Genomic DNA, 26542 nt, shown 5'->3' with positions numbered 1-26542 from the left:
CCATGAAAACCGGACGTCCGAAGAAACCATTGGTCCTCCGGGATGAGGATCGTTCGCAGTTGAAAGCCATTGCATCTTCACGCAGCATGCCCCATTCTCTTGTCGTTCGAGCGCGACTGGTGTTAATGGCCGCAGATGGAGTTTCCAACACGGTCATCGCCCAGAAGCTAGGCCTGAGCAGACTCTCCGTCGGCTTATGGCGCCAACGCTACATCGCCCACGGAATCCAAGGCTTGAATGATGAGCTCCGACCGGGGCGACCGCGCACCATTTCCGACGAGAAGGTGGCTTCCGTGGTGTATAAGACATTGCATACAAAACCCAAGAACAGTACCCATTGGTCGGTTCGCTCCATGGCCCGACAAATGGGTGTCTCCGCCCCTACGGTCAATCGGGTCTGGCGTGCGTTCGGGCTTCAACCCCACCGGCGGCGTCATTTTCAGCTTTCCACAGATCCTTTCTTCGTCGAGAAAGTACGGGATATCGTCGGGCTTTACCTGAACCCTCCAGATCACGCAATGGTTCTGTGTGTGGACGAAAAAAGCCAAATTCAGGCCTTAGATCGAACCCAGCCCATGCTCCCCATGGGATTAGGTTATGTCGAAGGGGTGACCCATACTTACAAGCGTCATGGCACTGCTACCCTTTTTGCAGCGTTGGATATTGCCAGCGGTAAGGTCATTACCACCTCCAAGCGCCGTCATCGTCATCAGGAATACCTAGCTTTCCTCAAACACGTGGACCAGAACGTCCCCCAAAACCTGGATATCCATCTGGTCGTGGACAACTATGCTACGCATAAACACGCGAAGGTCAAGCGGTGGCTGGCCCTCCATCCACGTTACCACGTGCACTACACCCCAACCTATGCTTCATGGCTAAATCAAGTCGAAATCTGGTTCAATCTCATCACCCAAAAGGCCATTCGCCGGGGGACATTCAAGAGTGTCAAAGATCTTATTACAAAAATCGACGATTATGTCAAGCAATACAACAAACGTCCTCATCCGTTTTCCTGGACCGCAACCGCTGATTCTATCCTCTCTAAGATTGAGAGACTTTGTCAATATATTTCCGAGACATGACACTAGACATAATGGAGACTAAATCAAAAGGGATTTACACAATAAAAGCAGATGGCCCCTGGGAGAAATTGGGCAATCTGGCCGAGCCGATAAAGAACGGAACCTCGGCAAGACAGAATTTTGAGCGAAGAGGGTTTCAAGTCACCAGAATAGAAACGATATCTAAAGGTATTGTCGACCCAGAGAGAGTCGGTTGGGTAGATTTGCCGACTGAGGATTTCAAGAATTATAAGTTATATGATGGAGACATTCTGTTTAGCCACATAAACAGTCTAGAGAAACTGGGCAATTGCGTAATATACGAAGGTGTCCCGGAGAATCTTTATCACGGAGTGAATACTCTTCTTATAAGGGTAAATCAGCGCGTCTTAGACCCAGGATATCTCCTTTATTGGTTAAGGTCAGATTACTGTAAGGGTTATTACCTAGAAAATGCCAGGCGGGCAATTGGACAGGCGAGCCTGAATCAAAGGGACATCGGGGAAATCCCTGTTTTTCTTCCTCCTCTTTTAGTACAGAAGCAAATCTCTTCTAAGATTAAGGAACTAATGCAAGACGTGGAAAGGGCTAGAGCCGCTTGCGAAAGACAATTGGAAGCGGCGGGGGCTCTAAAAGCAGCCCATTTAAGGCAAGTTTTTGACAGCGAAAAGGTGAAGAAGTGGGGAAAAAAAAGGTTGAGTGAAGTATGCGCTTACCAGTCGGGAATCTGGGGTGAAGAACCGGATGGCTCGTCTCAGTCTCAATTTATTTTGCGTTCAAATAATATAAGGGATGGGAAAATTGTTTTTGATGACGTAGCCGTTAGAGAAGTGGAGCGGAAATATTTAGCTAGTAATGCTTTGATTTCTGGTGACATTTTAGTAGCCACATCTAGCGGCAGCAGGGATTTAGTCGGCAAAAGTGCAATCTTCATACCGGCGGATGAAAAGACTTACCTATTTTCCAACTTTACTATGAGGTTAAGGGCTATTCCTGATTTAGTGGACTATTTTTATCTATACTTCTATCTACAATCTCCTCAAGCAAAAAGGTTATTAGGAATAATGCAGGATACGACAACAGGATTAAGAAACCTAAATCGTAAAGAGTTCCTGAGGCAATTAATTCCTTTGCCGTCTTTGAAAGAGCAGCAGAAGATTGCTGCTGAGCTTGGCGAAAGATTGGTACAGGTTGAAAAGCTTTATAAGGCAACGCAAAGGCAACTCGAAGCCATCAATGCCCTGCCGCAGGCAATTTTGAGAAGGGCGTTTGAGGAAGAAATATGCCGGAAATGTTCATAAAAATGTTGGGGATTGACAAAAATTTCATTATGAAAATCGATGGGCATAGGTTTTTTTTGATAATCATGAATGGTTATGATGTAGGGGCGACCCGCCGGGTCGCCCCTACAAGGTGAACAAATCTCCTTTTACCCGTACATTTGGAACTAGATGGTAAAGAGGCAGAATATATAAAAGAAAAAACACGATGTGATGCCGTGATTTTGGAAAGAGCATTAAATGGTAAAGCACAATAACTCTCGTAAAATCACCTCTCCTCAGAGCTTAAACTCATATATTAAAAGCATCTGCGATATTATGCGTCGTTCGGGTAGAGCTAGCGCCATACAATACGTGCCCGAGCTTACCTGGATTATTTTCCTTCGCATTCTTGATGAGAAAGAGGAGAGGGAAAAGGAGAAGGCTAGTAAACTAGGGGTTGAGTTCCGCCATGCCTTAGAATATCCCTACCGCTGGCAGGATTGGGCGGCACTAACTGATTGCCTAACGCGGATTTCGGATTTCGGATTGAAAAATAAGGAATTACGTGAGGGGGCAAGAGGGTCATTAAAATCCTTCGTCAATGACGAGCTGATAACTTATCTGAAAAATCTGAGGGATAAACCTGGCGCGAGCCATCGCCAGAAGATTATCAGCGAAATCTTTTCATCTATCCAGAAAACGGGAATCGACACGGAGAGCGACCTACTTGAGGTCGTAAACAAAATCAACGAGTTATCATTAGACTGGGTTGATGAGACGCACATGTTTACGGTTTCTCAAGTGTATGAAGGTCTCCTCCAGAGGATGGGAGAAAAGAATAGCGATGGAGGTCAGTTCTTCACCCCTAGAGAAATTGTCCGGGTGATGGTAAAAGCTATAAGTCCGAGGATTGGAGACACCGTTTATGACCCTTGCTGCGGAACGGGGGGCTTTCTGGTAGAGGCTTATGAGTATATGAGAGAAAAAGCAAAAAGATTAGACGAACTTGGAGTTCTCAAGAATGGAACCTTCTACGGAAGGGAGAAGGAAAGCCTGGTCTATCCGATTGCTCTGGCAAACCTTCTTCTACATGGGATTGATGAACCACATATCTGGCATGGAAATACTCTTACCGGTCTCGAATTCCATGGAGGTCTTTTTCGAGAATCACCTGAACAATTTGATATCGTTCTCACTAATCCTCCCTTCGGCGGAAAAGAGGGGAAGGAGGCGCAAAGCTGCTTCCCATTCAAAACCTCTTCCACACAATTACTCTTTCTCCAGCACGTCATGGACAGCTTAAAACCGGGGGGAAGATGTGGGATTGTCTTGGATGAGGGAGTCTTATTTCGCACGAATGAATCGGCATTTGTGGAGACAAAGCGGAGGCTACTTGATGAGTGCAATCTCTGGTGTGTTGTCAGCCTCCCGGCAAGGGTTTTCGTGAATGCCGGAGCCGGAAGCAAAACCAATCTCCTCTTCTTCACGAAGGGAGAACCCACTAAAAACGTTTGGTACTACGATTTATCCGACCTAAACGTAACCAAAAGAAGGCCGCTATCCGCAGCGCATTTTGATGATTTTTTTAGACTCCTACCTCAAAGGGCTGTCAGTGAGCACTCCTGGTCAATATCTATCGAGGAAATCAAAGACAAAAACTACAACCTCAAGGCAATTAATCCCAATCGAAAAGGTTTAGAAGATAAACGAACTACGGATGAGCTAATCTATATAATCGAGGCACAATCGGAGCAAATAGAGAAAGCATTACAGGCACTCAAAAGCAAATTACATAGTACGGAATAATTTCGCTTTAAATGTAGCCTCTTCGCTAAATTCCTAATGTAAAATTTGCCGATTGGCTATAGTGATCTTTTTTACTAGTTTTTCCTAATCCTCAAAAAAGCCCCCGCTGCATGTGCGGAGGTTGTAGGTTTAGGTGGGAATAAGCGAGCGGGGTAGCCGCTCTTCCTCTTGGGGTTTTGGCCAGTAGCCCCTGGCGTATTAAGAAGGGTTCATAGACATACTCGATTGTATCTTTATCCTCGCTAACCGCAGCAGCTATAGTTTCTATGCCGACCGGCCCCCCCCTGAATTTCTCTATGATTGTTGTTAGAATAGACCTATCCAGATTGTCAAGCCCGAGAGAATCCACCTCGAGCATCTCCAGCGCATCCCGGGCAACATCAAGGTTGATAACGCCGTCGGCCTTGACCTCGGCAAAATCCCTCACTCTTCTTAGCAGTCTGTTTGCAATCCGGGGTGTCCCTCGTGCCCGATGGGCAATTTCATTTGTCCCTTCATCGGTGATTTTAACGCCGAGAATTCGGGCAGACCTTTTTATTATTCCTTCAAGTTCTTCAGCCGTATAGTAGTCTAGCCTCAGGTCGACCCCGAATCGGGAACGAAGCGGAGATGTGATGAGGCCGGTTCTGGTTGTCGCCCCGATCAAAGTGAACTTATGCACGCTTATCTTCATCGACTTAGCCGTTGGCCCCTCCCCGATCATGAGGTCGATTTTATAGTCCTCCATAGCCGAGTAGAGATACTCCTCGACGATCCGGTTAAGTCGGTGGATTTCATCTATGAAGAGAACATCGCCTTCGTTCAAGTGGGTTAGAATCGATGCCAGGTCGGCTATCCTTTCCACTACCGGGCCGGAGGTGGCGTGAATTTTAACTCCGAGTTCGGTGGCGACGATATGGGCAAGGGTAGTTTTTCCGAGACCCGGGGGGCCGTAAAGAAGGACGTGGTCTAAAGCTTCCTTTCTCCTTCTGGCCGCTTCAATGAATATCTCAATCTTCTCTTTTGCCTTTGCTTGACCCAGATACTCCTTGAGGTACTTTGGTCTCAGGTTGGACTCGAAAAGGGTATCTTCTTCCTGGAGCTTTGGAGTAACTACTCTTTCGTCCATTTCTCTATGTGAATAACATATTACTCTTAAAACGGGCAAAAATAAACAATCGATTCTAAATTGATTATAGTTTAGTCATGGTGAAGCCGTCAGGTTTTCAATCATCCAGGAACGGGTATATTGTGAAGGGTACGAGTCCTATTTAAGGAAGAGGTAAAATGAGAAGGTTGCCACCGAGAATGCAGGATGTGCTCTATCATGACCTTATCCTTCCGGAGGAAACCCTTGAGCTAAGAAGAAGGATAAGAGAGTTTTCCATCGAGGAAATTGCCCCTGCGGCTCAAGGGATCAGCCAACGAGAAGAGAGTAGAGAAGCTTTTCCTTTCGATTTATTCAGGAAAATGGCCGAGGCAGACCTTTTTAAGATTCCATTCTCCGGGGAATACGGTGGAATGGGGTTGAAATATCCGGCATGTGCTACAGTGACGATCATCGAAGAGCTTGCCTACATGAGCAATAGCCTGGCAGCCATTTACGATGCCCACTCCATACTGGCAGGCAATGTACTATCGAGATATGGGTCAGATTCGATAAAAGAGAAATATTTGGAGCCGCTTATTTCCGGAAGGGTTATCGGCTCCTTTGCCACTTCCGAGCCCGAGACTAGCTCTGATCTTTCCCCCAGCGCCCTAAAAACAACTGCGGTGAAAAGGGGGAATAAGTACATCGTGAACGGGCACAAGCGTTTCATAACCAACGCCTGCGTGGCTGGTTTTGTGTCGGCCCTGGTAAATATAGGAGGCCGCTTAAGCATGCTGGTGATTGACCTCGATTCAAAAGGGTGCAGGGTGGGTGAACCCGACCGGAAAATGGGCAATAAAGCCTGGCTTACATCCGACATTTACTTTGAAGAGGTGGAGGTTCCGGAAGGAAACTTAATCGGCAAAGAGGGTGAAGGGCTTCGCATCGCTCTTGGGACGCTGACTTATGGAAGGGTGGGGATCGGCGCAAGCGGCGTAGGGATGGCCCAGGCGGCCTTTGATGAATCCGTCGAATACATGAAAAAAAGAAAGGTCTTTGGGAAAAAGCTTTCCCAGTATCAATACTGGCAGTTTCTCCTGGCGGAGCGAGCGATACAGATAGAGAATGCCAGGAATCTATATTCCAAGGCGGCCTTAAGGCTGGATATGGGAGTGGAATTCCCGGAGCCCGAGGCGGCGGGGGCAAAGTATTACGGCACCAAATGTGCTGTAGATATGGCCCGGGATGCCGTGCAGATATTTGGCGGTTACGGTTACATGAGGGAGTTAAAGCATGACCAATCCACCTACAAGGTCGAAGAAATTTATAGAGACAGCAAGGTGGGAGAGATAATCGAGGGCACGAACGAAATACAAAAGCTGATTATATCTAGGGCAATATTCGGCAGAGACTAAAGCCGATTAAAAATAAATCTCCAAAATACTATTCTGCACCAAAGAATAGATTGGTATTCTTACTCGCCTTCTTTCTGTAGAAAGCCTATTCTCCGGCAAGGGCTCAAGTTGTTGCATCCTTGACACGAATTCAATTTACTCACACCTTCCTCATAATCTTGAGCGATTCCCTTAATGCTATTTCTATATCTTTTTCCTGAGAGGCCACTTCTTCTAACTTCGAGATATGTTCATCGATCTCATTTTTTTTGTAGCCCAAATTTAGCAGGGCGGAGATCACGTCCTCCAAAACTTCCACCTGTTTTTCCACCTCTATCACCGGTCGAATTTTTGTGACTTTATCCTTAAGCTCGGTGACCAGTCTGGATGCTAGCTTAGGCCCGATTCCGGGGATTTTTTTCTTAGCGAGGTCTCCCGAGGATATGGATTCAATCAGTTCCGTTGGAGATACGCTTGAGAGAATATTTGTGGCCATTCTCGGTCCGACACCGGAGATGCCGAGAAGCGATGTAAATAATTTCCTCTCATCCTCGGTGAGGAAACCGTAGAGCTCTATGCCATCGTCCTTAACGTGTGTATGAATTTTAAGCTCGGTCTCGCCGCCGAGCTCGGGAAGGCGGTAATAGGTAGAGAGCGGGACAGAAACGCCGTATCCTACTCCATGAACATCGACGACTATCTTACCCAGTGTTTTTTCGGCAATCTTACCTCTCAGAAGGGAAATCATCCTCCGTCCAGCGATACCTCCTTCTTCTGGATTTAATTGCTCCTCTTCCTAGCCGCTCGACCGTTTGAGAGAGATGAATATGGCATAAGGCGATGGCAACAGCGTCGGAAACATCGGCTTTCTTCCATTCCGGAATGCCTAGTATTCGGGAAATTATCTCTTGAACTCTTAGCTTGCTAGCCCTACCCTTTCCGGTCAGCGCAAGCTTTACCTCTGTGGGTGCATATTCGTGCACCGGAATTCCAGAAACCGCTGCGGCGAGAAGTGCCACACCCCTCGCTTGTCCGAGTTTTAGGGCACTCTTAGCATTCTTGGCAAAAAATACATTCTCGATAGACATAACGTCTGGAGAGCAACGGGTTATTACTTCTATAAGGCCCTCGTAGATGCTTTTTAATCTGGTTGGAAGTGGAGAAGAGGAAGGACTTGGGGTTATTCCGCCACTTTCGATGTGGATAAGCTTCCCATTCAGAATTTCTAAGACCCCAAAGCCACAAACCCTAGAACCGGGGTCAACTCCTAGAACCCTCATCCAAAAGCCTGCATAAGTTCTTCCGATATATCAAAGTTTGAATATACATTTTGAACGTCGTCGCTGTCCTCGAGCGCTTCCATAAGACGAAGCATCTGCTCTGCTTCTTTTCCCTCGATCCTGACACTGTTTTGGGGGATCATGGTGATTTCCGCCGAAGTATATTTGAGCCCGGCTTCATCGATTGCAGATTTCACCGCCTCGAAGACATCGGTAGAGGTTATAACAACGAGCTCACCCTCCTCCGTTTTTACATCATCCGCCCCGGCTTCCAGAGCAACTTCAAAGAGTTTATCCTCATCTGTGGTACCCTTATCAAAGGCGATCCTCCCCTTTTTCTCGAATGTCCAGGCAACACATCCGCTTTCGCCCAGGTTGCCGCCATACTTTGTGAATATCCTCCGTATCTCGGATACCGTGCGGTTCTTGTTGTCGGTAAGCACTTCTACTAAAACAGCGCTTCCGCCCGGGCCGTACCCCTCGTAAACTATCTCGTGGAGCTCCTCTCCCCCAATCTCACCGGTGCCCCGCTTTATTGCTCTATCAATTGTATCCTTGGGCATGTTTTGATTCTTGGCAGCGGCAATGGCCATGCGCAGTCGTGGATTTGTGCTGGGGTCGCCTCCTAGTCTTGCAGCGACGGTAAGCTCTCTTATCAGCTTTGTGAATATCTTACCGCGTTTAGCATCGACAGCGGCTTTTCTGTGTTTAATATTGGCCCATTTGGAATGACCTGACATATTTACTTCACCTCGTTTTATCAAATCTCAGAATTCAACTTAATTTTAAAGGATTAGTCTATGAGTAGCAAGACCAGAGCTTGGCTTTTATCGACTTATTTTTTCGACAGATACGCTCAGTGGTTGGGCCCCGGGGATGGAGGTTACCAGTGTTGCCAAGGGTTCACCGGAGTTAACTTCTTGGACGGTTAAGGTCCGGGTAAGTGGAGTAATCTCCTGTCCGGAAAGCGGTGCGAAGGTAAATCTGACCCGAGCCTCTCCCGGCAAACCGAATACCTCCGCCTTTATCCGGGATTCCCTCCCGATATCGGTCTCCGGGACTAAAATGTTGTAACCCCAAGCCTGTAGGTCGGCATTAAGAAATCTTTCCTTGGATTCTTTGAGACTAACTCGAATTGTCCCGTCCCGGCTAAATACGCCGGATGGCAGATTATCAAATCTTACGGCAATCTCATTATCTTTCACGGCTATAACCTCACCGCTTATAAACCGACCACCCTTGTAGTCTAAGACCTCTATTCCAAAGGCGCTTGGCTGGGATATGGTCATCGGGGTGAGAAAGGTGGCTTTAAGCTGTCCGAAACCGATGGTGAGTTCATTAAGTGACTTGATTTTGTCGGACCAGGAGGGAACTTCCTTCTCGGTGACGGCGACCTTGATGGTTCCTTTCTCCCCCGTTGCTATAAGGCTCCGGGCATTAAACTCGGATTCATGGACAATTATTCTTTCCCACCCGTCGCTGCTTTTAGCAACTTCTACACCCTGCCTACCTCCTGGCAAACCGTCCCTGAGTAAGGTCCTGACGCTCCTTATCCTGCCGCAGTATTCTGGATTAACAAAGATTTCGCCAACTATCGAGCTGAACTCGACCTCCGAATACAGAGGAGGGCCGTAAGGAGTTTTTCCTTCTTCAAGAGCAATATTTCTAGTTTCTTCATTTAGATAACTTGGTTGTTTCTGGCCCTTAGAAAATGTGGAATGAATTCTTGTCGAGAGACCGTGGGTAGGGGATGGGCTAGAAGCCAGCAAGAGTAAAAAGTGAATAAGGAGGATATATATCAAGAAAGACCTGGACTTAACGTCTTTTTTCATTCGATTTAGCCCTATAAGGATTATGAATTTGTGTTGGCCCTACAGTTCCCATTATAACATACTGCAAAATGAGCGGAATGATGACTCACCTGGGCTTAGTTCCCATGTACTATCGTTCGTTCTATATGACATATACCAAAACTCCACTTGACAAATTTAGAATTTAGTGTGCATAATATTAGCAATCGTACGTTAAAGCTTCAAAGCTACTCTCAAACGAACCGAACATTTCCTCTAATTTGAATTGTGAAAATAATCTTTAAATCCTTCAAAAATCAGGGGTCTGAAATTCATGGCAAGAGCATCTAAAGTACATCAAAATACCGATGACAAAGTGACGGCAGAGCCGGAGTCTCAATTTCTCAACTTGAATGAGTTGAGAGAAAGAAAGGCTACCGAGCTCATGAAGATGGCTAGGGACCTCCAGATCGAAGACACCTCTAGAATGTCGAAACAGGACCTCATCTACGCAGTTCTAAAGGCTCAAAGTGAGAAAGAGGGTGTGATTTATGCCGAGGGTGTCCTCGAAATTCTTTCGGAGGGATACGGGTTTTTAAGGTCTCCGAAATATAGCTATCTTCCCGGGCCCGACGATATCTATGTTTCCAAATCGCAGATACGTTCCTTCAACCTAAAGACGGGGGACATTGTAGGCGGTCAGGTTCGCTTGCCGAGAGAGGGAGAGAAAAATCTGGCTCTACTCAAGATAGAACATGTTAACTACGATACGCCGGAATCCTGCCGGGAAAGGGTGCCTTTCGAAAGTCTGGTCCCACTCCATCCCGAGGAGAAAATCAACCTGGAATACGACCCCAACGAGTTCTGCACTAGGGTGTTAGACCTTTTCATTCCGGTAGGAAAGGGACAAAGGGCGCTTATCGTAGCACCTCCGAGAACCGGAAAGACTATTCTTCTCCAGCGTATTGCCAACGCCATAACCAAAAACCACCCGGAGATAGTGCTGATAGTGCTGCTAATCGATGAACGCCCGGAGGAAGTAACGGACATGGAGAGGTCGGTCAAAGGGGAGGTGGTAAGCTCCACCTTCGATGAACCACCCCAGCGTCACATTCAGGTAGCAGACATGGTTCTGGAGAAAGCAAAAAGGCTTGTGGAACACGGAAAGGACGTGGTCATCCTCCTGGATAGTCTTACCCGGCTAGCGCGAGCAAGCAATACGGTAACCCCGGCCAGCGGAAGGGTTCTTTCAGGAGGTATGGAAGCAAATGCTCTACAAAGACCCAAGAGATTCTTCGGTGCAGCAAGAAACACAGAAGAGGGAGGAAGTCTCACTATAGTGGCCACTGCCTTGATCGATACAGGCAGCAGGATGGACGAGGTCATCTTTGAGGAGTTTAAGGGGACGGGAAATATGGAGGCTTATCTTGATAGAAGGCTGGCAGACAAGAGAATATTCCCGGCGATAGACCTCCAGCGTTCGGGGACAAGAAAGGAAGAACTCCTGCTTTCTGAGGATGTTCTAAATAGGGTATGGCTGCTTCGCAAGATTCTAAGCCCGATGAGCACCGTGGAATCGATGGAGTTTCTCCTAGATAAGATGAGAGGGACAAAATCAAACAAGGATTTTTTAAACCTGATGAATCAATAATCTGAGTAAACGATTACCCCCATGAATGTTTTCCACATGAATTTCATCAAGATAAATACTTAACCCAACGGGTGTTAGATTCGTTCATTACCGAAAATATGCTGATTTGAATCCGTCGTAAGATGTGATCGGTCAGGCCAAACAAGCGCTTTTTGATGGGTTGCCTTTCCGTAGAACTTATGCTAGATTAAAAAGCCTGCTGGCCGACTAAGGTTAACAGCAGGCTTTTTCTCGTCAATATAGGGGGGAGCAAAAGGAAACTACTTTTTCTTCTTGGAAGTAGATTTCTTGGCTCCTCCTTTCTTAGCCGTGCTCTTTTTGGCCGGCTTCTTGGCTGCTGCCTTCTTCTTTGTAGCCATTTACTATATCACCTCCTTTTCCCATAAGATGTAAAAACAAAAAACCCTCGCCTTCGTCGCCGAAAACGAGGGAAAATCTTTTATTAAATGATAGTTAATAATCATTATCAATGTTTTTCTACAACTTTAATTTGTTTTAAAAATTTTGTCAAGTGTTTTTTTAATATTTTTATGCATATGTTGTGTGTGGTAATTTGTTATACACAAAATACTGTAAGACAAAATGGATTTGCTGCAATGGGTTTTTGACTGTTGTTATGCCGACATGGCTGACTCGAAATTTCTTGCCTTAATTTTGCGAAAAAGACTTAGGGTACACCGTTTCTGTTTAGTCGCTTTTCCGGTTTCAGGTAGGACGTAGTGTAAAATCCTCAATCGATATTGATAATGGACTTCACAGTTCTCATTAAACGGCGATTATTACCGGTTCATGGCCCTTTTTCCAAATAATGTGCGCCTTCCATCGGGGGTCTTCCGCGGGAAAATCTTGCCTTATGTGTGCTCCTCTCGATTCCTTCCGGATTAGTGCGGATTTGGTTATTAGCAGAGAGACATCAATCATATTTTGTATCTTCAATTTATAGTGCCCGGAAAGCTCATTTATCGATTCTGAAATTCTTTCCAGTTCGTCGCCTGCTTTTTCAAGCCCGTCGGCGCTACGAACTATTTCTACGTGCTCGGTCATTAATCGGGAGATATTGTTCTTTTTCACCAAAAAGGCTTCTCTTTGGGAAGGGGGTGATGGTAGTATCAAATCGGAGTTTATGAGGCCAAGCTTGTAGGATTTTAGATTTCCCTCGTTATCTTCAATTGCACCGTCTATCGCTCTTTTGGCAAATACGATGCACTCGAGCAGGGAGTTGCTAGCCAGCCTGTTGGCGCCGTGCACTCCGGAACAGGCCACTTCGCCACAGGCAAAAAGCCCTTTCACGTTGGTCTCAGCCATGAGACCGGTTTTGACCCCGCCTACTGTATAGTGGGCCGCCGGAGACACCGGCACTAAATCCTTTGTTATATCAATGCCTGATTTTAGGCATACGTCATATATGTTTGAAAAGCGTTTTTTTACGAAACCGGGGTCCAGGTGTCTTAGGTCTAGAAAAACACAATTTTTCCCCGATTTCCTCATCTCTTCAAAAATAGACCTGGACACCACGTCTCTTGGGGCGAGTTCGGCTAGCTCGTGGTAATCGGGCATAAATCTATGGCCGGAGTGATCGAGAAGGCAAGCCCCTTCACCCCTTACTGCCTCACTTATGAGAAACCCTTCTTTGCCCTCGACGTGTAAGGCAGTTGGGTGAAATTGAATAAATTCCATGTCCATGATCTCTGCCCCCGCCCTGTAGGAAAGGGCAATCCCGTCTCCAATCGCGCTCGGTGGGTTCGTGGTTCTCTCATAAAGCGCAGAGGCTCCACCGGTAGCCAGTATGGTAGATTTAGAAACGAAAATAATGTGTTGGTCGGAGTTATCTTTGAACGCCAAGGCTCCATAGCACCTTTCATTGTCGGAGATAAGCTCCGCTATGGTCATTCTCTCGAACAGAAAAATATTGGGACTAGCTTTGACCGAATGGGTAAGGAACCGCACCATTTCTTTTCCAGTAGAGCTTCCTCCGGCATGAAGGACCCTTCTTTTGGTATGTCCGCCCTCTAATCCCAGCTCCAGGCCTTTATCACTGGTGTCAAATTTCATACCGAGGCTGATTAAGTCCATAACGCGTTCCTTTCCCTCGCGTACCAGTATCTCCACGGCATCTCTGTTGCACAGCCCTCGGCCAGCGGTGATTGTATCTTCCAGATGAAAAAGCGGTGAGTCTTCAGGATCGATGGCGGCGGCGATGCCTCCCTGAGCCCAGTAAGAATTGCTTTCTTCGACCGTAGATTTTGTTATCAGAGCTACTTTGCCAAACTTAGAAGCATAGAGAGCGGCGTAGAGTCCAGCCAGCCCGCTTCCTATGACTAAAAAATCGCAATAATATTGATCGAGTTTTTTTAGTTGCTCCTGGTCCATGAGCCTCAATGTATTTTAATTATTGTCAAAAGAAGTGTAAAGGTAATCAACCCGACTTTTGCCAACGCCATAATCTATTCGGGCTATTAATTATTTATCAACTATCCTAGGAATAAGCGATAATGACTTCGCCCGCCATGCACTCTTATCACAGAATCGAAAAAAACAGGATTGGTATTGACAAAATAACGCTGATATCAGATATTAGGAAATATTGAAGAACAGCCGAGACTAGACTTGCTTAACCGAAAAAACTTAAAGTGCCGTTATAAAATTGAGAGCGTGACTCTTTAGGCTTTTTTGCCATGGACATACGTTAAAAACCGGGCGAACTGAATATGTATTCAAGCCTAAAGTTATTTGAGTTCAGATGAATGCTAAGGAAAAAAATAAACGGGGTCAAGTTAAGCAGGATACATTGCCTATACCCAGTGATGAATTAGGGATAGGACTTGAGAAAGGAAACAAAGAAACTCTAAAAGCTGACCAATTCCAGAAAAAGGAGACGGCTAAACCCAAGCGTGTAAATCCGGCGATAAGACAGCGCAAAGAGCTTTATTCTAACCTTATCGAGGCCCTTCCGGAAGTAATTTTTGTACTATCACTTGATGGTAGGATTTTGTCACTCAACAAAGCTTTCGAAAGGATTACCGGTTGGTCTAGGAATGAGTGGGTCGGTAAAGCATTCTCCCCCCTGATTCATCCTCGGGACGTCAAATTGGCCATGAAGAAGTTTCAACAAACTTTACGTAAAAAAACACCGCCTGCTTTTCACCTGCGGGTTCAGTCCAAGTCCGGAGGGTATCTGATTGCCGAGTTCCTGTGCACCCCTCAAATCCAGGGGGGAGAAGTAATTGCCATCATTGGCACTGCACACGACATCACTAAACGAATGCGAGCGGAGGATTTACTTCGAAAAGCTAAGACTGAACTGGAAATTCGGCTAAGGGAGCGTACTCAAGAGCTGAATACAATTAATAAAAAGCTAGAAAGGGAGATCGCCGAGCGGAAGCGGGCGGAGGTAGCACTCAAAGAAAAACTATCCAGGTTGTCTACAAAAAGCAAATACGAGACAATCATCAGCGCGGTTACACGAAGCGTCCACCAATCAATAAGTCTTGAAAAGGTCCTGGAAAACGCTGTCACCACTATGAACGAGAACATAGATAAATCAAAAAACGTCTGTATTTACCTGGTTGAGGGTAAAGAAGCAGTCATGAAAGCTCATAGAGGTCTGCCCGACTGGTTTATCCAGCGTGCTGGAAGAATCCCCTATCCGAAAGGGTTCACCTGGAAAACAATAATAGAGGGAAAGCCGGTATATTGTGCGGACATAGACCGAGATGATTTAATTGGACCAGCAGGAAGGGACCTGGGGACAAAAAGCTATTTATCCATACCCATTCAGTTTGAGGGCATGACAGTTGGTGCATTGAATATTCATTCTATGAAGGGCAACGCATTTGACGAAGAGGATATAAATCTCCTTCAAATAGTAGCACAGCAAATCGGGGTGGCCATCAACAATGCAAAGCAAGCGGGAGCACTTAGAGAAAGCGAAGAGAGATATCGGGCATTGTATGAAAACAATCCGTCTATGTGCTTCACCCTGGATGTCCAGGGCAGAGTTCTTTCGGTAAATCGCTATGGTTTGGAGCAGCTTGGATATGCTAGAAAGGATCTGGTCGGACAATCGGTGCTTAATATATTCCACGAGGATGACCATAAAGCGGTGTTAGAGCAAATGGATTATTGTCTGAAGAATAGGGGAGCAGTCAGCTACTGGGAGTTTCGCAAGGTTCGCAAGCAAGGCGATGTAATGTGGGTAAGGGAAGCAGCCCGGTCCATGCAGAATGTCGACGGGAATACGGTAATACTACTGGTCTGCGAGGACATCACAGAGCGCAAGCGAGCTGTAGAGCAAATTAAGGCATCGCTCAGGGAGAAGGACGTGCTTTTGAAAGAAATTCATCATCGAGTAAAAAACAATTTACAGATCATATACTGCCTTCTAGACCTTCAGTCTCAGCACGTTAAGGATAAAAAGACCCTACAAATGTTCAATGATACTTGTAGTCGGGTTAGGTCAATGGCGCTAATCCACGAAAAGTTATATCAGTCCAAGGACCTGGGAAAAATTGATTTCGGTGAATATATACTAAGCCTGGCCGATTATCTCATTCAATCATATGGGGTCAACGCAGACCCGGTATCTTTGAGGGCAGACGTCGAGGAGGTTTATTTAGACGTAGATACGGCCATAAGCTGTGGTATGATAGTTAACGAACTGGTTTCAAATTCCCTCAAGCATGCCTTTACCGATAAGACTGAGGGTAAAAAGGAAATCAACATAAGTCTCTACTCTAGGAATAATAAATTAACCCTTCGCGTGAGTGACAACGGTGTTGGTTTTCCCAGTGGTTTTAATTTCAAGAAAACAGAATCTCTGGGTTTGCAGCTAGTAAACGCTTTAACCAGCCAGTTAGACGGCACTATAAGTTTCAATCGAAGACCGAGAACAGAATTTAGAATCACTTTTCACAGACAGAAGCATGAACAAAGAGGAGATTTAAGATGAGTAATACAAGAGTCTTAGTAGTAGAAGACGAAAGCATCGTGGCTAAGAGCATACAAAGCAGGTTAAAAAGCCTGGGTTATACGGTCCCGGCCGTAGTATCTAGCGGTGAGGAAGCCGTTCACAAAGCGGAAGAGACTAGGCCCGATTTAGTACTGATGGATATTGTGTTAAAGGGAAGAATGGACGGAATAAAAGCGGCAAGGGAGATCTATAATCGTTTAAACATTCCCATCGTATATCTTACGGCTTATTCTGATGACAACACCATAGATAGGGCCAAGTTAACAGAGCCTTTTGGATATGTGCTTAAGCCTTTCGGGATAAGAGAGATACGCTCGGCCATCGAGATAGCGCTACACAAGCACAGGGTAGAAAACAACTTAAGGCAAAAGGAGTCTTTGCTTTCTACGACATTAGAAAAGGTAAGCGATGGGGTGTTGGTTATGGATGATAAAGGTTTGATAAGATACCTTAATCCGAGAGCGGAATCTCTCCTAGGTCGAAGAAGAGAGGATGCTGTTGGTAAATCCTTTGCACCCATATTTAAGTGTGCATATGAAAAAACAAACAAACGGCTTAAGAATCTGATAGAAAATATATTGGCTGGAGATGAACGCTTCGGTACTCAGAATTCCATCGTGCTCGAGACCAGGGAAGAGTCAAAAATTTCCATCGATCTGCATATAGTGCCCCTGAGGGGTGAAACGGGAAAGAATACTGGGGTAGCTTTTTTATTCCACGGCATTAAGGAAATGGAATACAGTAGAGAAAAAAGTGAAAGACCCCGTCTTGCCACTTTCGGGTATAAAAAGGAGGGGGATACTCTAACTTTAATCAGTTTATTGGTGGCCACCACATCTGACCTGATCAGAGAGGGGATCCGTGAAATGCTAGAGCCTGAACAAAATATGAGGATCTTGGCCGAAGCTTCTAATCAAGGAGAGATTATTCCCATGTTAATCCAGAAGAAGCCAGATGTTTTGATAGTCGATACCGCCATTCCTGGGTTAGACATTCATGGAATACTGGGGTCAATTACTGAAAATAGTATCGGTACAAGAGTGTTACTTTTGCTCCGCACTTTAGATGAAAGGTTCATCTTGGACTCCATCTCTATGGGCGTTAAAGGCTGTTTATCGAATTCGTCAGACCGTACCCAATTCCTTCAAGCTATCACCGAGGTGAATAGAAATAGGATCTGGGTGGAAGTAGAGGTTATGACAAAAATATTATCTAGGCTCATACAGACAAAGAAAGGAAAGTCAAAATTAATAAGCCCCTACCTGACAAAAAGGGAAGAGGACCTGGCTAGGCTGGTGGCGATGGGATATAGCAATAAAAGAATCTCTAACCTGCTCATGATAAGCGAGAAAACAGTCAAATCGCATTTGAGAAATATATTCAAGAAACTCGGTGTCGATAGCCGATTCCAGCTAGCGCTGAAATACCCTGAATCAACGCCAAAACGCACCTGATACATTCCGTTCCTATTAAGACCGAGCTGTATTTTAAGGCTAAAGATGTAATAAAGGGCTTAACCCAATTGGGGTAGGGAATATTAAGCCGAAAATACTCCTTTAGACCTATATGAATTTATTACACAACCGTATAAGTTAATGGCCGGCATATCTCTTTTATCCATTCTTTTTGCATGTGTGAAAAAAAATATAGGGGAGATAAGCGGTAATTTCGTAGCCATTATGAATAAACGTCCGGGAATCGATAGAACTTTTGATATTTAACTGAAACACTCGTAAGAGACTTCATCGGATGTGAGTTATCAGAATGGGTCTGGAGTCCGAGGAACCAATAACAAAAATTCAATTGGTGTTAGCTTCCGGCTCTCGTTTTTTTTTGGAAGGGATGACCTTAATCCTGAAGATGCAGAAAAACGTGAAAATAGTGGCTCAGGCCTCGGATAGTACAGAAATCGCAAAATATGTCACTTTATTCAAGCCGGATTTTCTTTTTCTGGACAATCGGACACTCAAATTAAACTTTGCCAACTTGTCGAGCTTAATTGACGGAGAGAGCCCCAACACCAAGGTCATCTTATTTGGTCACCGGGATAGAAACGATAGGTTCCCCAATATCATATATCTAACCAAGGAAACCGACGCTCTAGGGCTCCTGGAGATTCTCGAGGCGGTAAAGGATAATAACCCGAACAAAGTGATGCCGGGTGAAGAAAGCCAAAAAAACAAGTTTACCAGGACAGAGTTAAGGGTGGTAAACCTGGTAAAAAGCGGCCTCACCAACAAGGAAATAGCCAAGAGGCTTTCCATCGGAGAGGGGACGGTAAAAGCTCACTTGAGAAAGATATTCATGAAGCTTAATCTTCAGAACAGGTACCAGCTTATTGTTTACGCCAGAAAAATTAGGGATAAAAACTACTAAAAACCAAGCTCCCTGTTATTATTCGTCGACATCTATTGCCTTTAATAAAGTGCTCCTGACCGCAGCCAGTTTATCCGGGTCGAGCAACTTCCCACCATCTACTTCTTTTACATAAAAAACGTCAGCCACCTGGTCTACTTTGGTGGAAATCTTTGCGTAATCGATGGAAAGGCCGAGTTTGGTCAGAGTCTTGGTGATGTCGTAAAGAAGTCCGATTCTATCGTGCGTGTAGATATCTATGACCGTTGACCTGTCCGACGACTCGTTGTCGATATCGATTCTGGTCGGGTTTTTGGGAATCGATTTTTGGTAAATGGGCTTGTGTCGCTTTCTCCTGGACACCAGTTCTTCGACATCCACTTCTCCCGCTAAGACCCGATTTAGGGAATGCCATAGCCGTTTCCAAATTTCTTTATCTTTGGCGGTGGATTTGCTTAACCTGTTTACATAGAAGGTGTCTAATATCCTCCCATCGCCTCGGGTAATAATTCTAGCGCCGAGGATATTAATACCGCATGCCGCAATTACCCCGCAGAGCTTGGAGAAAATGCCTACCTCATCAAACCCCCAGAAAGTGAACTCGTCGTACTCTTCGTTAGGATGGAAAACTACATCCATTCCTATACCTTTACCGAATCTCTCCATTAATTTCATATGGTAGGCAATCTTCTGGGGAGAGAATACCAAGAAATAGGAATAGGGCATGTTGTCGAGATGCTCTCTAATTCTATCTTCCGGAAACTTGCTCTTGAGCATTTGCACAACTTCCTGGGTGAGCCTCTTAGCCCTATCTTCCGGCTTTTCTCTCTTGAATTCTCCCTTATCCAGAATGCTTTTGGTCCTCAGATAAAGCTCGTTGAGAAGCATCCCCTTCCAGTTAGTCCATACATCCGGCCCCACGGACTTGATGTCGGCGAAGGAAAGAAGATACAGCAAAGAAAGGGTTTCGATTGTCTTCACCGACTTGGCAAATCTTATGATCAAGCTGTCGTCGTGCATATCCCGCCTCTGTGAAAAATGGGGCATGACCAGGTGGTGTTTTACCATGAATTCGAGTTGCTCGATTTCCTCCTCGGTGAGCCCCATTCTCTCGGCGATCCTGGGGATCATCTCTGCGCCTCTCTGGGAGTGGTTTCTGCCCTCTCCTTTTCCCATATCGTGAAAAAGACAGGCCAGATAGAGAATGTGACGGTTGGTGATTTCCTGAGCGGTTTTGGTGAGAAGAGGAAGTTCCTTCTCATATTTGCCCCGTATCAGATTTTCGATTTCTTTCACCATGAAGATGGAATGGGCATCCACGGTATAGACGTGATAGGCATCGTGCTGCACCATACAGACGATCTTTCCAAATTCCGGAATAAAGTGTCCTAATAGACGAAGCCTATTCATCTCGAAGAGCGCGCTGGCGACCTCTTTCCCCTCCTTCAAAAGTCTCAGAAAGGAGGCATTAATCTCTCGGTTTCTTCTAACGCTTTCGTCAATTATCTTCCCGTCGTCTCGAATAAGGTCGAGCAAATACTTACTCATTTTGACTTCGTACTTATCGGCGTACTCAAATGCCCTGATCAGGTTTTCCGGATGCTCCCTAAAGATGCTCCGGCTGGCTACGGAGAGCATACCACCCTGGATAATGAAGCCGTTGTTCAAATAAATCGTTTTCGGGGGGCGGAAGCTGGTCTTCGGTTTGATGGTGCATCTCTCGATGAGTTTCCGGGAGTGCTCGCTTACAAGATTCCCCCGTAGGTAATATATTCTCATGAACCGCTCCACGGCGGGCAACTCGCCGACATCCTTATAGCCCATGAAGATGGCAATTTTTTCCTGATAATCGAAACTCAGTCGGTCCTCTCTCCTTCCGGACAGGTAGTGGAGCTCTGACCTTATCTTAAGAAGAAAATCCAGTTCCTTCTCGAATGCCCTGAGCTCTCTCTCCAGCAGGACACCCTTTAACAATAGCTCTTGAAAACTCTTTACCTTGAACTTGGCCTGGGCTACCCATAATGCGCAGTGTATTTCTCTTAACCCGCCTTGCCCCTCCTTTACATGGGGCTCGAGTAAGTAAACTGACCTCCCAAATTTTTCGTTTCTTTTTTCATTCTCCTCTATCTTTCTTTGGATATACTTTGTCGATATGTTCGGAAGCAGCTCTCCGAATAACTTTTTGTTGAATCGATCATAAAGCGCTTTGTCCCCAAAAACATACCTTCCATCGAGGAGAGAGGTGAGAATGGTTGTATCTTCCCCCTGAGACAGCTCCAGGCACTCATCGATTGTCCTGACCGAGTGTCCGATGTCCAGGTTTAAATCCCAGAGTAGGTAAAGCAAGTTTTCGGCGATTTCCTTCGCCCAAGACCGGCTATGCTCTTCGTAGAGAAATAGCAGGTCTATATCCGAATAAGGACATAACTCTTCTCTCCCGTAACCACCCAGGGCTGCTATGGATACATTTTTTAAGTTAGGAGAACCCGGGCGGGTTAATGATTGTTTAATCAAACCATCTATTACCTGCGACCTTCTTTTAGCGAGCAAACGGCCGGAAACGGCCTTATTATCGTGAAGCGCCCGGAGCTCCTTCTGGTTTTCTTCGAGGTAGAACTTTAGTCTCTCTTTAAGTTGACCTCTCTCGATTGTGGCTAATTTTTGCATATCTTCTCCACATGCTCATACGGCACGACCTGACTCAACCGTCTTCTCCCCTTATAACTTTACACTCAATGAGATACCATCCCTAAGTGGTATTATCGTGGTGAAAAATCCATCATGGGCCAAAAGTTTCTGAGTAAATTCCTTTACCCCCTTTGTGCCAGGAGATGAATCATCGGTTAAAACCTTACCATGCCATAGTACGTTATCCGTTATGAAAAGCCCTCCCGGCTTTAATTTTTTGTAAGCCTGGTCGACTACCAATGGATAGTGCTCTTTGTCGATATCGTTGAAAACGATGTCAAACTTCTCTTCAAACCGTCGAAGAATCCGTAAAGAGTCTCCGACATGGAGCCTAATTTTCCCCTCGACTCCCCCGCGTCTGAAGAACTCATATGCCATCTCGGCGTTCTTTTGAGAGAGGTCGGTGAAAACGACAAACCCTTCATTTTCGAGCGCTTTGGCAAACCAGTAGGAGGAGTAACCGAATCCCGAACCCATTTCGAAGACCTTTTTCGCCCCGGTCATCACCGCTAACTGGTATAGTAATCTCCCCACGAGCGGTCCCACTATCGGAAAATCCCTTTCCCTACCCAGCTCCTCCATTTCCGCGAGGACTTCATCCTCAACCGGCATGAGACCCCGCAAGTATTCTTCTATATTCGGGTTTACTATACAAATCTCACTAATTGTTTCTTTCATAATGAGTTCTGGCACCAGATGACATGAGTTTTACACAAATAATATAATCCCCTTGTAGGGGCACGCTAGAGCGTGCCCCTACTTTCATTTCCATTCGCGGTAATCCGTGAAAATTCGTGGCTGATTTAATCTTCATTTGCCAAACCGGACGTATGTTTCCTCAAAATTCCCGCGCTTATTCTCTATTCTGGCCATGACAAATAGGAGGTCGGAGAGACGGTTCATATACACTAGCACATCTTCGTTTACCTGTTCCTCTTCCATGAGTTTGACCACTCTTCTCTCCGCTCTTCTTGAGACCGTCCTGGCCAGGTGTAGATAAGGACCTCCTCCTCTGCCGCTTGGAAGTATGAACTCTTTGAGCGGGTCTAGCTCCTCTAAAAACATGTCTATGATTTTTTCGAGCTCTTCTATCCTTTCCTTTTTTATCCTGGGAACTTGGATTTCCGGCGGGCTGGCCAAATCAGCCCCGATTATGAATAGGTCGTTTTGGATTTCGTTTATCACCTTCCTGACCTCACCGTCCAGGGTCTCTGTCTGAGCAATCCCCAGGACGGCATTAAGCTCATCTACATCCCCATAAGCTTCAACCCGGGGCGATGCCTTACTGATTCTCGTTCCACCGATAAGCGATGTTAACCCTTTGTCACCGGTCTTTGTATAAACCTTGGTTATACGCTTCTTGGCCATATGAAATTCTAACCGAATGGAATAGATGGCTCAAATGGTTTGCTGATTTATTTTGGCCAATTGAGACCAGTCACCTTAATTGATATAATCTCTTCTAGCCATGTCCACCGATACCCCGATGATCAAGCAGTATTTGAGGATAAAAAGGGAGCATCCGGATGCCTTACTCTTTTTCCGCCTGGGCGATTTCTACGAGATGTTCTTCGAGGATGCTAATGTGGCGTCGAAAATCCTGGGGATTGCCCTCACCTCCAGGAATAAATCCGAGAAAAACTCGGTTCCGCTATGCGGTGTCCCTTACCACAGCGTGGAGCCTTATATCGCCAAGCTTCTTGAACACGGACATAAGGTGGCAATATGCGAGCAGGTAGAGGACCCCAGGCTGGCCAAGGGAATCGTAGACAGGAGGGTCACCAGGATACTCACACCGGGCGTCATACTCGACTCAGAAAAACTTGACTCCAAATCAAGTAACTTCCTAGCTGCAGTCTATAATGACGGTAAATCCTACGGACTCTCTTATGCCGATATATCCACCGGCGAGTTCAAATCGACTTCCTTCTCTACACTAGATGAGCTAAAGCTGGAGCTGGCTAATCTAGAGCCAAAAGAGGTTTTACTCCCCGAAGCTCTTCATCAGCGCGAAGAACTCGTTTCTTTTCTCGAGCAAGCATGGAATCCTCTTCTTACCTCACTCGACCACTGGGTGTGGGACCTGGAGGGGGCAAGAGAAGGCCTGAAGGATATATTAGCTACACATACATTGGAACCTTTCGGGCTGGAAGGGCATCCGGAGTCTATTATTGCTAGTGGGGCAATAGTTCATTACTTGAAGGAAACCCAGAAGGGCGACCTGCCCCCATTGGATGCCCCTTTATACTACGAGACCACCGACTATCTTTTAATAGACGAATCTACCAGGAGGAACCTGGAGCTAATAAAAACAATCCGTGGTGAGTCGAGAAGGGGTTCTCTCCTTTCTATCCTCGATGAAACACTAACCGGAATGGGAGGGAGGCTTCTTAAACAATGGATTAACTATCCACTCGTTGATACAAATAGGATTAATGAGAGGCTGGATGCGGTAGAAGAACTCAAAGAGGAGTCGGGCCTGAGAAAGAAGCTAAGGGAAGCCCTCCGGGAAATAAATGATATAGAGAGGATAATCGGGAGAATATCCACTACCTCAGCAAAACCGAGGGACCTGGGGGCGCTCAGGGATTCGTCCTATTTCATCTCTGACCTCAAGCTAATTTTAAAGAATTCTCGGTCAAAACGCCTCGAGGAGGTCGGCCAGAAGCTCGATGACCTTGCTGACATAAAGGCCTTACTGGAGAAGGCATTGGTGGATGAACCCCCCTTTTCTTCTCGCGACGGTGGGATATTCAGAGACGGCTTTAGTGAGGAGCTCGACCAACTGAGGCTCATAAAACGTGATGGGAGGAAATGGATAGCCGGACTCGAAGCAAAGGAAAGAGAGTCCACTCGGATTAACTCGCTTAAGGTCGGGTACAACCGGGTATTCGGCTACTACATCGAGGTCACTAAGCCCAACCTTCATCTGGTTCCCGAAACCTATATCCGAAAGCAAACCCTGGTCAACGCAGAAAGGTTCATCACCCCGGAGCTTAAGGAATACGAGGAGAAGATTTTAGGGGCGGAGGACAGGATTTTAGAGATTGAAGCCGCGCTATTTGAGGATATAAGAAAAAGGGTAGCAAAAGAATCGGAAAGGGTCAGATTAACTGCTTCGTTGATCGCCGAGCTGGATGTGCTCTCCTCTTTATCTGAGGTTGCGGATAGGTACAACTACACCAAACCCCGGGTCAGCGATTCTGGTATGATAGAGCTTAAAGAAAGTAGGCATCCGGTCGTGGAGAGGATGGATTTGGGAGAAAGATTCGTACCTAACGACGTAAGGCTCGACCTAGAGGAAGACCAGTTCCTCATAATTACCGGCCCGAACATGGCCGGAAAATCAACCCTGATAAGGCAGGTTGCCCTGACAGTGCTCATGGCTCAAATGGGGAGCTTCGTCCCTGCTCTGGAGGCTAGCGTCGGAATCGTCGATAAAATATTTACTCGGGTGGGGGCTTCCGATAATCTGGCCAGGGGGCAGTCTACGTTCATGGTGGAGATGGTAGAGACGGCTTACATAATCAGACACGCTACATCCAGAAGCCTGGTCGTCCTTGATGAGATAGGAAGGGGGACGAGCACGTTTGACGGCATGAGTATAGCCTGGGCCGTGGCCGAGTTTTTGTGCGATTTGGGATGCCGAACCCTTTTTGCCACCCACTACCATGAGTTGGCCCAACTGGCCATATCTAAAAGTAAGGTGAAAAACTATAACGTTTTTGTGAAAGAGGACCGGGATAAAATCGTGTTTCTGAGGAAGCTGATTCCGGGTGCAGCCAGCCATAGCTATGGGATCCAGGTGGCAAAACTAGCCGGCATACCGGATAGAGTTCTCAAGTTAGCCAGGAGGGTTCTCTCAAACCTGGAGAAATCCCAGTCTAATCTGGGAGGTTCGATCCTGGGCGGACAACTGGCCCTCTTCGAGGACAAGGAGAAAACAAAAGACGAAGGCATAGAGCATGAAATTCTGGAAGAAATTAAAGAACTTAATCCTTTATCCATGACTCCGATTGAAGCAATCTCAAAACTTCTGGAGATTAAGGAGAAGCTGGAAAAAGGCTCATGACCGCTTGGTTTCTATCGAGGAGGTAGACAAGAGCTTGAAATACCTGAGGTCTTTCTTAGGTACAATTCTCAATATCAAGAAAGAACCGGCAATGGCCGGTAAAAGGGGTCTCGGAGAAAAGGGAGAAAGGATTGCCTGTGATGCGCTTGAAAACGAAGGATACCGTATTATCGAGAAAAACTTTAGATGTAGACAAGGAGAGATAGATATAGTGGCCGAGGAACGAGGCACGGTTTGTTTTGTGGAGGTTAAGGCCCGCTATACTGAAAATTTTGGGCTGCCCGAAGAGGCGGTGACAAAGTGGAAGCAGAAGAAGCTTTTAACCCTGGCTTTTATTTATCTGGAAAAGAGAAAAATAACCCCGGAGAACATGCGGTTTGATATAGTCTCGGTCGACCTTAAAACAAAAGCGGCCAGGATAATAAGAAACGCCTTTGAGGCTGATCTTTAGTTATTGGCAAGCCCCAGAGAACGGTAAAGATTTAGATTCAAATGTCCTAAGCCATAGGTTCTTATCATTTTCGTCACTCTTGACACATCAAAATCAATGCGTATTTTATACGTGGCACTCTACATCCATGAGTGCTAACCCATCATTCTAATCCAGGAGGTATAAACCGATGAAAGTAAGACCGCTACACGACAAGATTGTAGTAAAAAGAATTGACGCTCCCGAGACAACCAAGGGCGGAATAGTAATTCCCGATACCGCCAAGGAAAAACCCCAGGAAGGGGAGGTTGTGGCCGTAGGAAATGGCAGGATATTAGACGGAGGGAAGGTTGTGCCTTTGGAGGTAAAAAAGGGAGATAGAATACTATTCGGCAAATACGGAGGCACGGAGATTAAACTGGAAGGCGAAGATTATATAATCCTCGATGAAAATGAGGTTTTAGCGGTAATAGAGTAAATAAAATTCCCATAAGGAGGGGCAAAAATGGCAGCTAAGCAGATTTCTTTTAGCTTTACAGCAAGGGATTCAGTCTTAAAAGGTGTGGATAAACTGGCCAATGCGGTGAAGGCGACGCTGGGGCCGAGGGGTAGGAACGTACTTATAGAGAAGACCTTCGGCGCACCGGTGGTTACCAAGGACGGGGTCACCGTGGCCAAGGAGATAGAGCTTGAGGACAAGTTCGAGAACATG

General features: G+C 46.0%; 21 protein-coding genes. 12 read left to right on the top strand and 9 right to left on the bottom strand.

Annotation, left to right across the window (positions count from 1 at the left end):
- The first annotated feature begins 2 nt into the window (after nucleotides 1-2).
- The 3 genes from VNN20_12150 (at nucleotide 3) to VNN20_12140 (ending at nucleotide 4132) form a co-directional block, all read left to right on the top strand.
- Entirely contained in the window at nucleotides 3-1085 is a 1083-nt protein-coding gene (locus VNN20_12150; protein HWP92935.1) for an IS630 family transposase, read from the top strand.
- Nucleotides 1082-2365: a restriction endonuclease subunit S gene (locus tag VNN20_12145; protein HWP92934.1), complete on the top strand. Its 1284-nt coding sequence runs from the start codon at nucleotides 1082-1084 to the stop codon at nucleotides 2363-2365. Before VNN20_12150 ends, VNN20_12145 begins: the two co-directional genes overlap by 4 nt.
- Before the next feature lie 219 nt (nucleotides 2366-2584).
- Nucleotides 2585-4132 (top strand): N-6 DNA methylase, encoded by a 1548-nt coding sequence (locus VNN20_12140; GenBank protein ID HWP92933.1) that lies wholly within the window; start codon nucleotides 2585-2587, stop codon nucleotides 4130-4132.
- 91 nt (nucleotides 4133-4223) lie between these two features.
- Here VNN20_12140 and ruvB read toward each other — a convergent pair whose 3' ends face one another.
- Nucleotides 4224-5240 carry a Holliday junction branch migration DNA helicase RuvB gene (gene ruvB, locus VNN20_12135; protein HWP92932.1) on the bottom strand — a complete coding sequence of 339 codons (1017 nt, stop codon included), beginning with the start codon at nucleotides 5238-5240 and terminating at the stop codon, nucleotides 4224-4226.
- Between the two features lie 158 nt (nucleotides 5241-5398).
- Between ruvB and VNN20_12130 the strand changes: the two genes are divergently transcribed.
- Complete coding sequence (locus tag VNN20_12130) at nucleotides 5399-6616, top strand: acyl-CoA dehydrogenase family protein (GenBank protein ID HWP92931.1); 1218 nt, start codon at nucleotides 5399-5401, stop codon at nucleotides 6614-6616.
- A 139-nt stretch (nucleotides 6617-6755) separates the two neighbouring features.
- Here VNN20_12130 and ruvA read toward each other — a convergent pair whose 3' ends face one another.
- The 4 genes from ruvA to VNN20_12110 form a co-directional block, all read right to left on the bottom strand.
- On the bottom strand, nucleotides 6756-7343 hold the full coding sequence (gene ruvA, locus VNN20_12125) for a Holliday junction branch migration protein RuvA (GenBank protein HWP92930.1): 588 nt from the start codon (nucleotides 7341-7343) through the stop codon (nucleotides 6756-6758).
- Entirely contained in the window at nucleotides 7321-7875 is a 555-nt protein-coding gene (gene ruvC / locus VNN20_12120) for a crossover junction endodeoxyribonuclease RuvC (protein ID HWP92929.1), read from the bottom strand. The genes ruvA and ruvC overlap by 23 nt, the downstream gene beginning before the upstream one ends.
- Nucleotides 7872-8615 (bottom strand): YebC/PmpR family DNA-binding transcriptional regulator, encoded by a 744-nt coding sequence (locus VNN20_12115; protein ID HWP92928.1) that lies wholly within the window; start codon nucleotides 8613-8615, stop codon nucleotides 7872-7874. The genes ruvC and VNN20_12115 overlap by 4 nt, the downstream gene beginning before the upstream one ends.
- Before the next feature lie 87 nt (nucleotides 8616-8702).
- Nucleotides 8703-9707, bottom strand: coding sequence for a hypothetical protein (locus VNN20_12110; protein ID HWP92927.1), 1005 nt, complete (start codon nucleotides 9705-9707; stop codon nucleotides 8703-8705).
- 292 nt (nucleotides 9708-9999) lie between these two features.
- On the opposite strand from VNN20_12110, the gene rho reads away from it, so the two are divergent.
- Entirely contained in the window at nucleotides 10000-11316 is a 1317-nt protein-coding gene (gene rho, locus VNN20_12105; GenBank protein ID HWP92926.1) for a transcription termination factor Rho, read from the top strand.
- A 765-nt stretch (nucleotides 11317-12081) separates the two neighbouring features.
- Here rho and nadB read toward each other — a convergent pair.
- A complete protein-coding gene (gene nadB / locus VNN20_12100; GenBank protein HWP92925.1) occupies nucleotides 12082-13686 on the bottom strand; it encodes an L-aspartate oxidase in 1605 nt (534 codons plus the stop codon).
- A 418-nt stretch (nucleotides 13687-14104) separates the two neighbouring features.
- On the opposite strand from nadB, the gene VNN20_12095 reads away from it, so the two are divergent.
- The 3 genes from VNN20_12095 (at nucleotide 14105) to VNN20_12085 (ending at nucleotide 18661) form a co-directional block, all read left to right on the top strand.
- Nucleotides 14105-16264 (top strand): PAS domain S-box protein, encoded by a 2160-nt coding sequence (locus VNN20_12095; GenBank protein HWP92924.1) that lies wholly within the window; start codon nucleotides 14105-14107, stop codon nucleotides 16262-16264.
- Nucleotides 16261-17739: a response regulator gene (locus VNN20_12090; GenBank protein HWP92923.1), complete on the top strand. Its 1479-nt coding sequence runs from the start codon at nucleotides 16261-16263 to the stop codon at nucleotides 17737-17739. The genes VNN20_12095 and VNN20_12090 overlap by 4 nt, the downstream gene beginning before the upstream one ends.
- Before the next feature lie 310 nt (nucleotides 17740-18049).
- The gene (locus tag VNN20_12085; protein ID HWP92922.1) at nucleotides 18050-18661 is read left to right on the top strand and encodes a response regulator transcription factor; all 612 of its coding nucleotides are present in this window, start codon (nucleotides 18050-18052) and stop codon (nucleotides 18659-18661) included.
- An 18-nt stretch (nucleotides 18662-18679) separates the two neighbouring features.
- Here the strand turns inward: VNN20_12085 and glnD are convergent, their stop codons facing one another.
- From glnD to VNN20_12070, 3 genes are all read right to left on the bottom strand, one after another.
- Nucleotides 18680-21307, bottom strand: a complete 2628-nt coding sequence (glnD, locus tag VNN20_12080) for a [protein-PII] uridylyltransferase (protein ID HWP92921.1) — start codon at nucleotides 21305-21307, stop codon at nucleotides 18680-18682.
- A 51-nt stretch (nucleotides 21308-21358) separates the two neighbouring features.
- Entirely contained in the window at nucleotides 21359-22006 is a 648-nt protein-coding gene (locus tag VNN20_12075) for an O-methyltransferase (protein ID HWP92920.1), read from the bottom strand.
- A 132-nt stretch (nucleotides 22007-22138) separates the two neighbouring features.
- Entirely contained in the window at nucleotides 22139-22696 is a 558-nt protein-coding gene (locus tag VNN20_12070) for a cob(I)yrinic acid a,c-diamide adenosyltransferase (protein ID HWP92919.1), read from the bottom strand.
- Between the two features lie 100 nt (nucleotides 22697-22796).
- Here VNN20_12070 and mutS point away from each other — a divergent pair, with 100 nt between their 5' ends.
- The 4 genes from mutS to VNN20_12050 all read left to right on the top strand — a co-directional run.
- Nucleotides 22797-25400, top strand: coding sequence for a DNA mismatch repair protein MutS (mutS, locus tag VNN20_12065; GenBank protein ID HWP92918.1), 2604 nt, complete (start codon nucleotides 22797-22799; stop codon nucleotides 25398-25400).
- 34 nt (nucleotides 25401-25434) lie between these two features.
- Nucleotides 25435-25851 (top strand): YraN family protein, encoded by a 417-nt coding sequence (locus VNN20_12060; protein ID HWP92917.1) that lies wholly within the window; start codon nucleotides 25435-25437, stop codon nucleotides 25849-25851.
- 169 nt (nucleotides 25852-26020) lie between these two features.
- On the top strand, nucleotides 26021-26308 hold the full coding sequence (gene groES / locus VNN20_12055; GenBank protein ID HWP92916.1) for a co-chaperone GroES: 288 nt from the start codon (nucleotides 26021-26023) through the stop codon (nucleotides 26306-26308).
- A gap of 27 nt (nucleotides 26309-26335) precedes the next feature.
- On the top strand, nucleotides 26336-26542 hold a 207-nt coding region (locus VNN20_12050; GenBank protein HWP92915.1), incomplete at its 3' end, for a TCP-1/cpn60 chaperonin family protein.

It is taken from the genome of Thermodesulfobacteriota bacterium (assembly GCA_035559815.1).
GTDB lineage: Bacteria > Desulfobacterota_D > UBA1144 > Nemesobacterales > CSP1-2 > DATMAT01.
The sequence above is the reverse complement of the archived record's forward strand: the minus strand, read 5'-3'. Positions and strand labels throughout refer to the sequence as shown.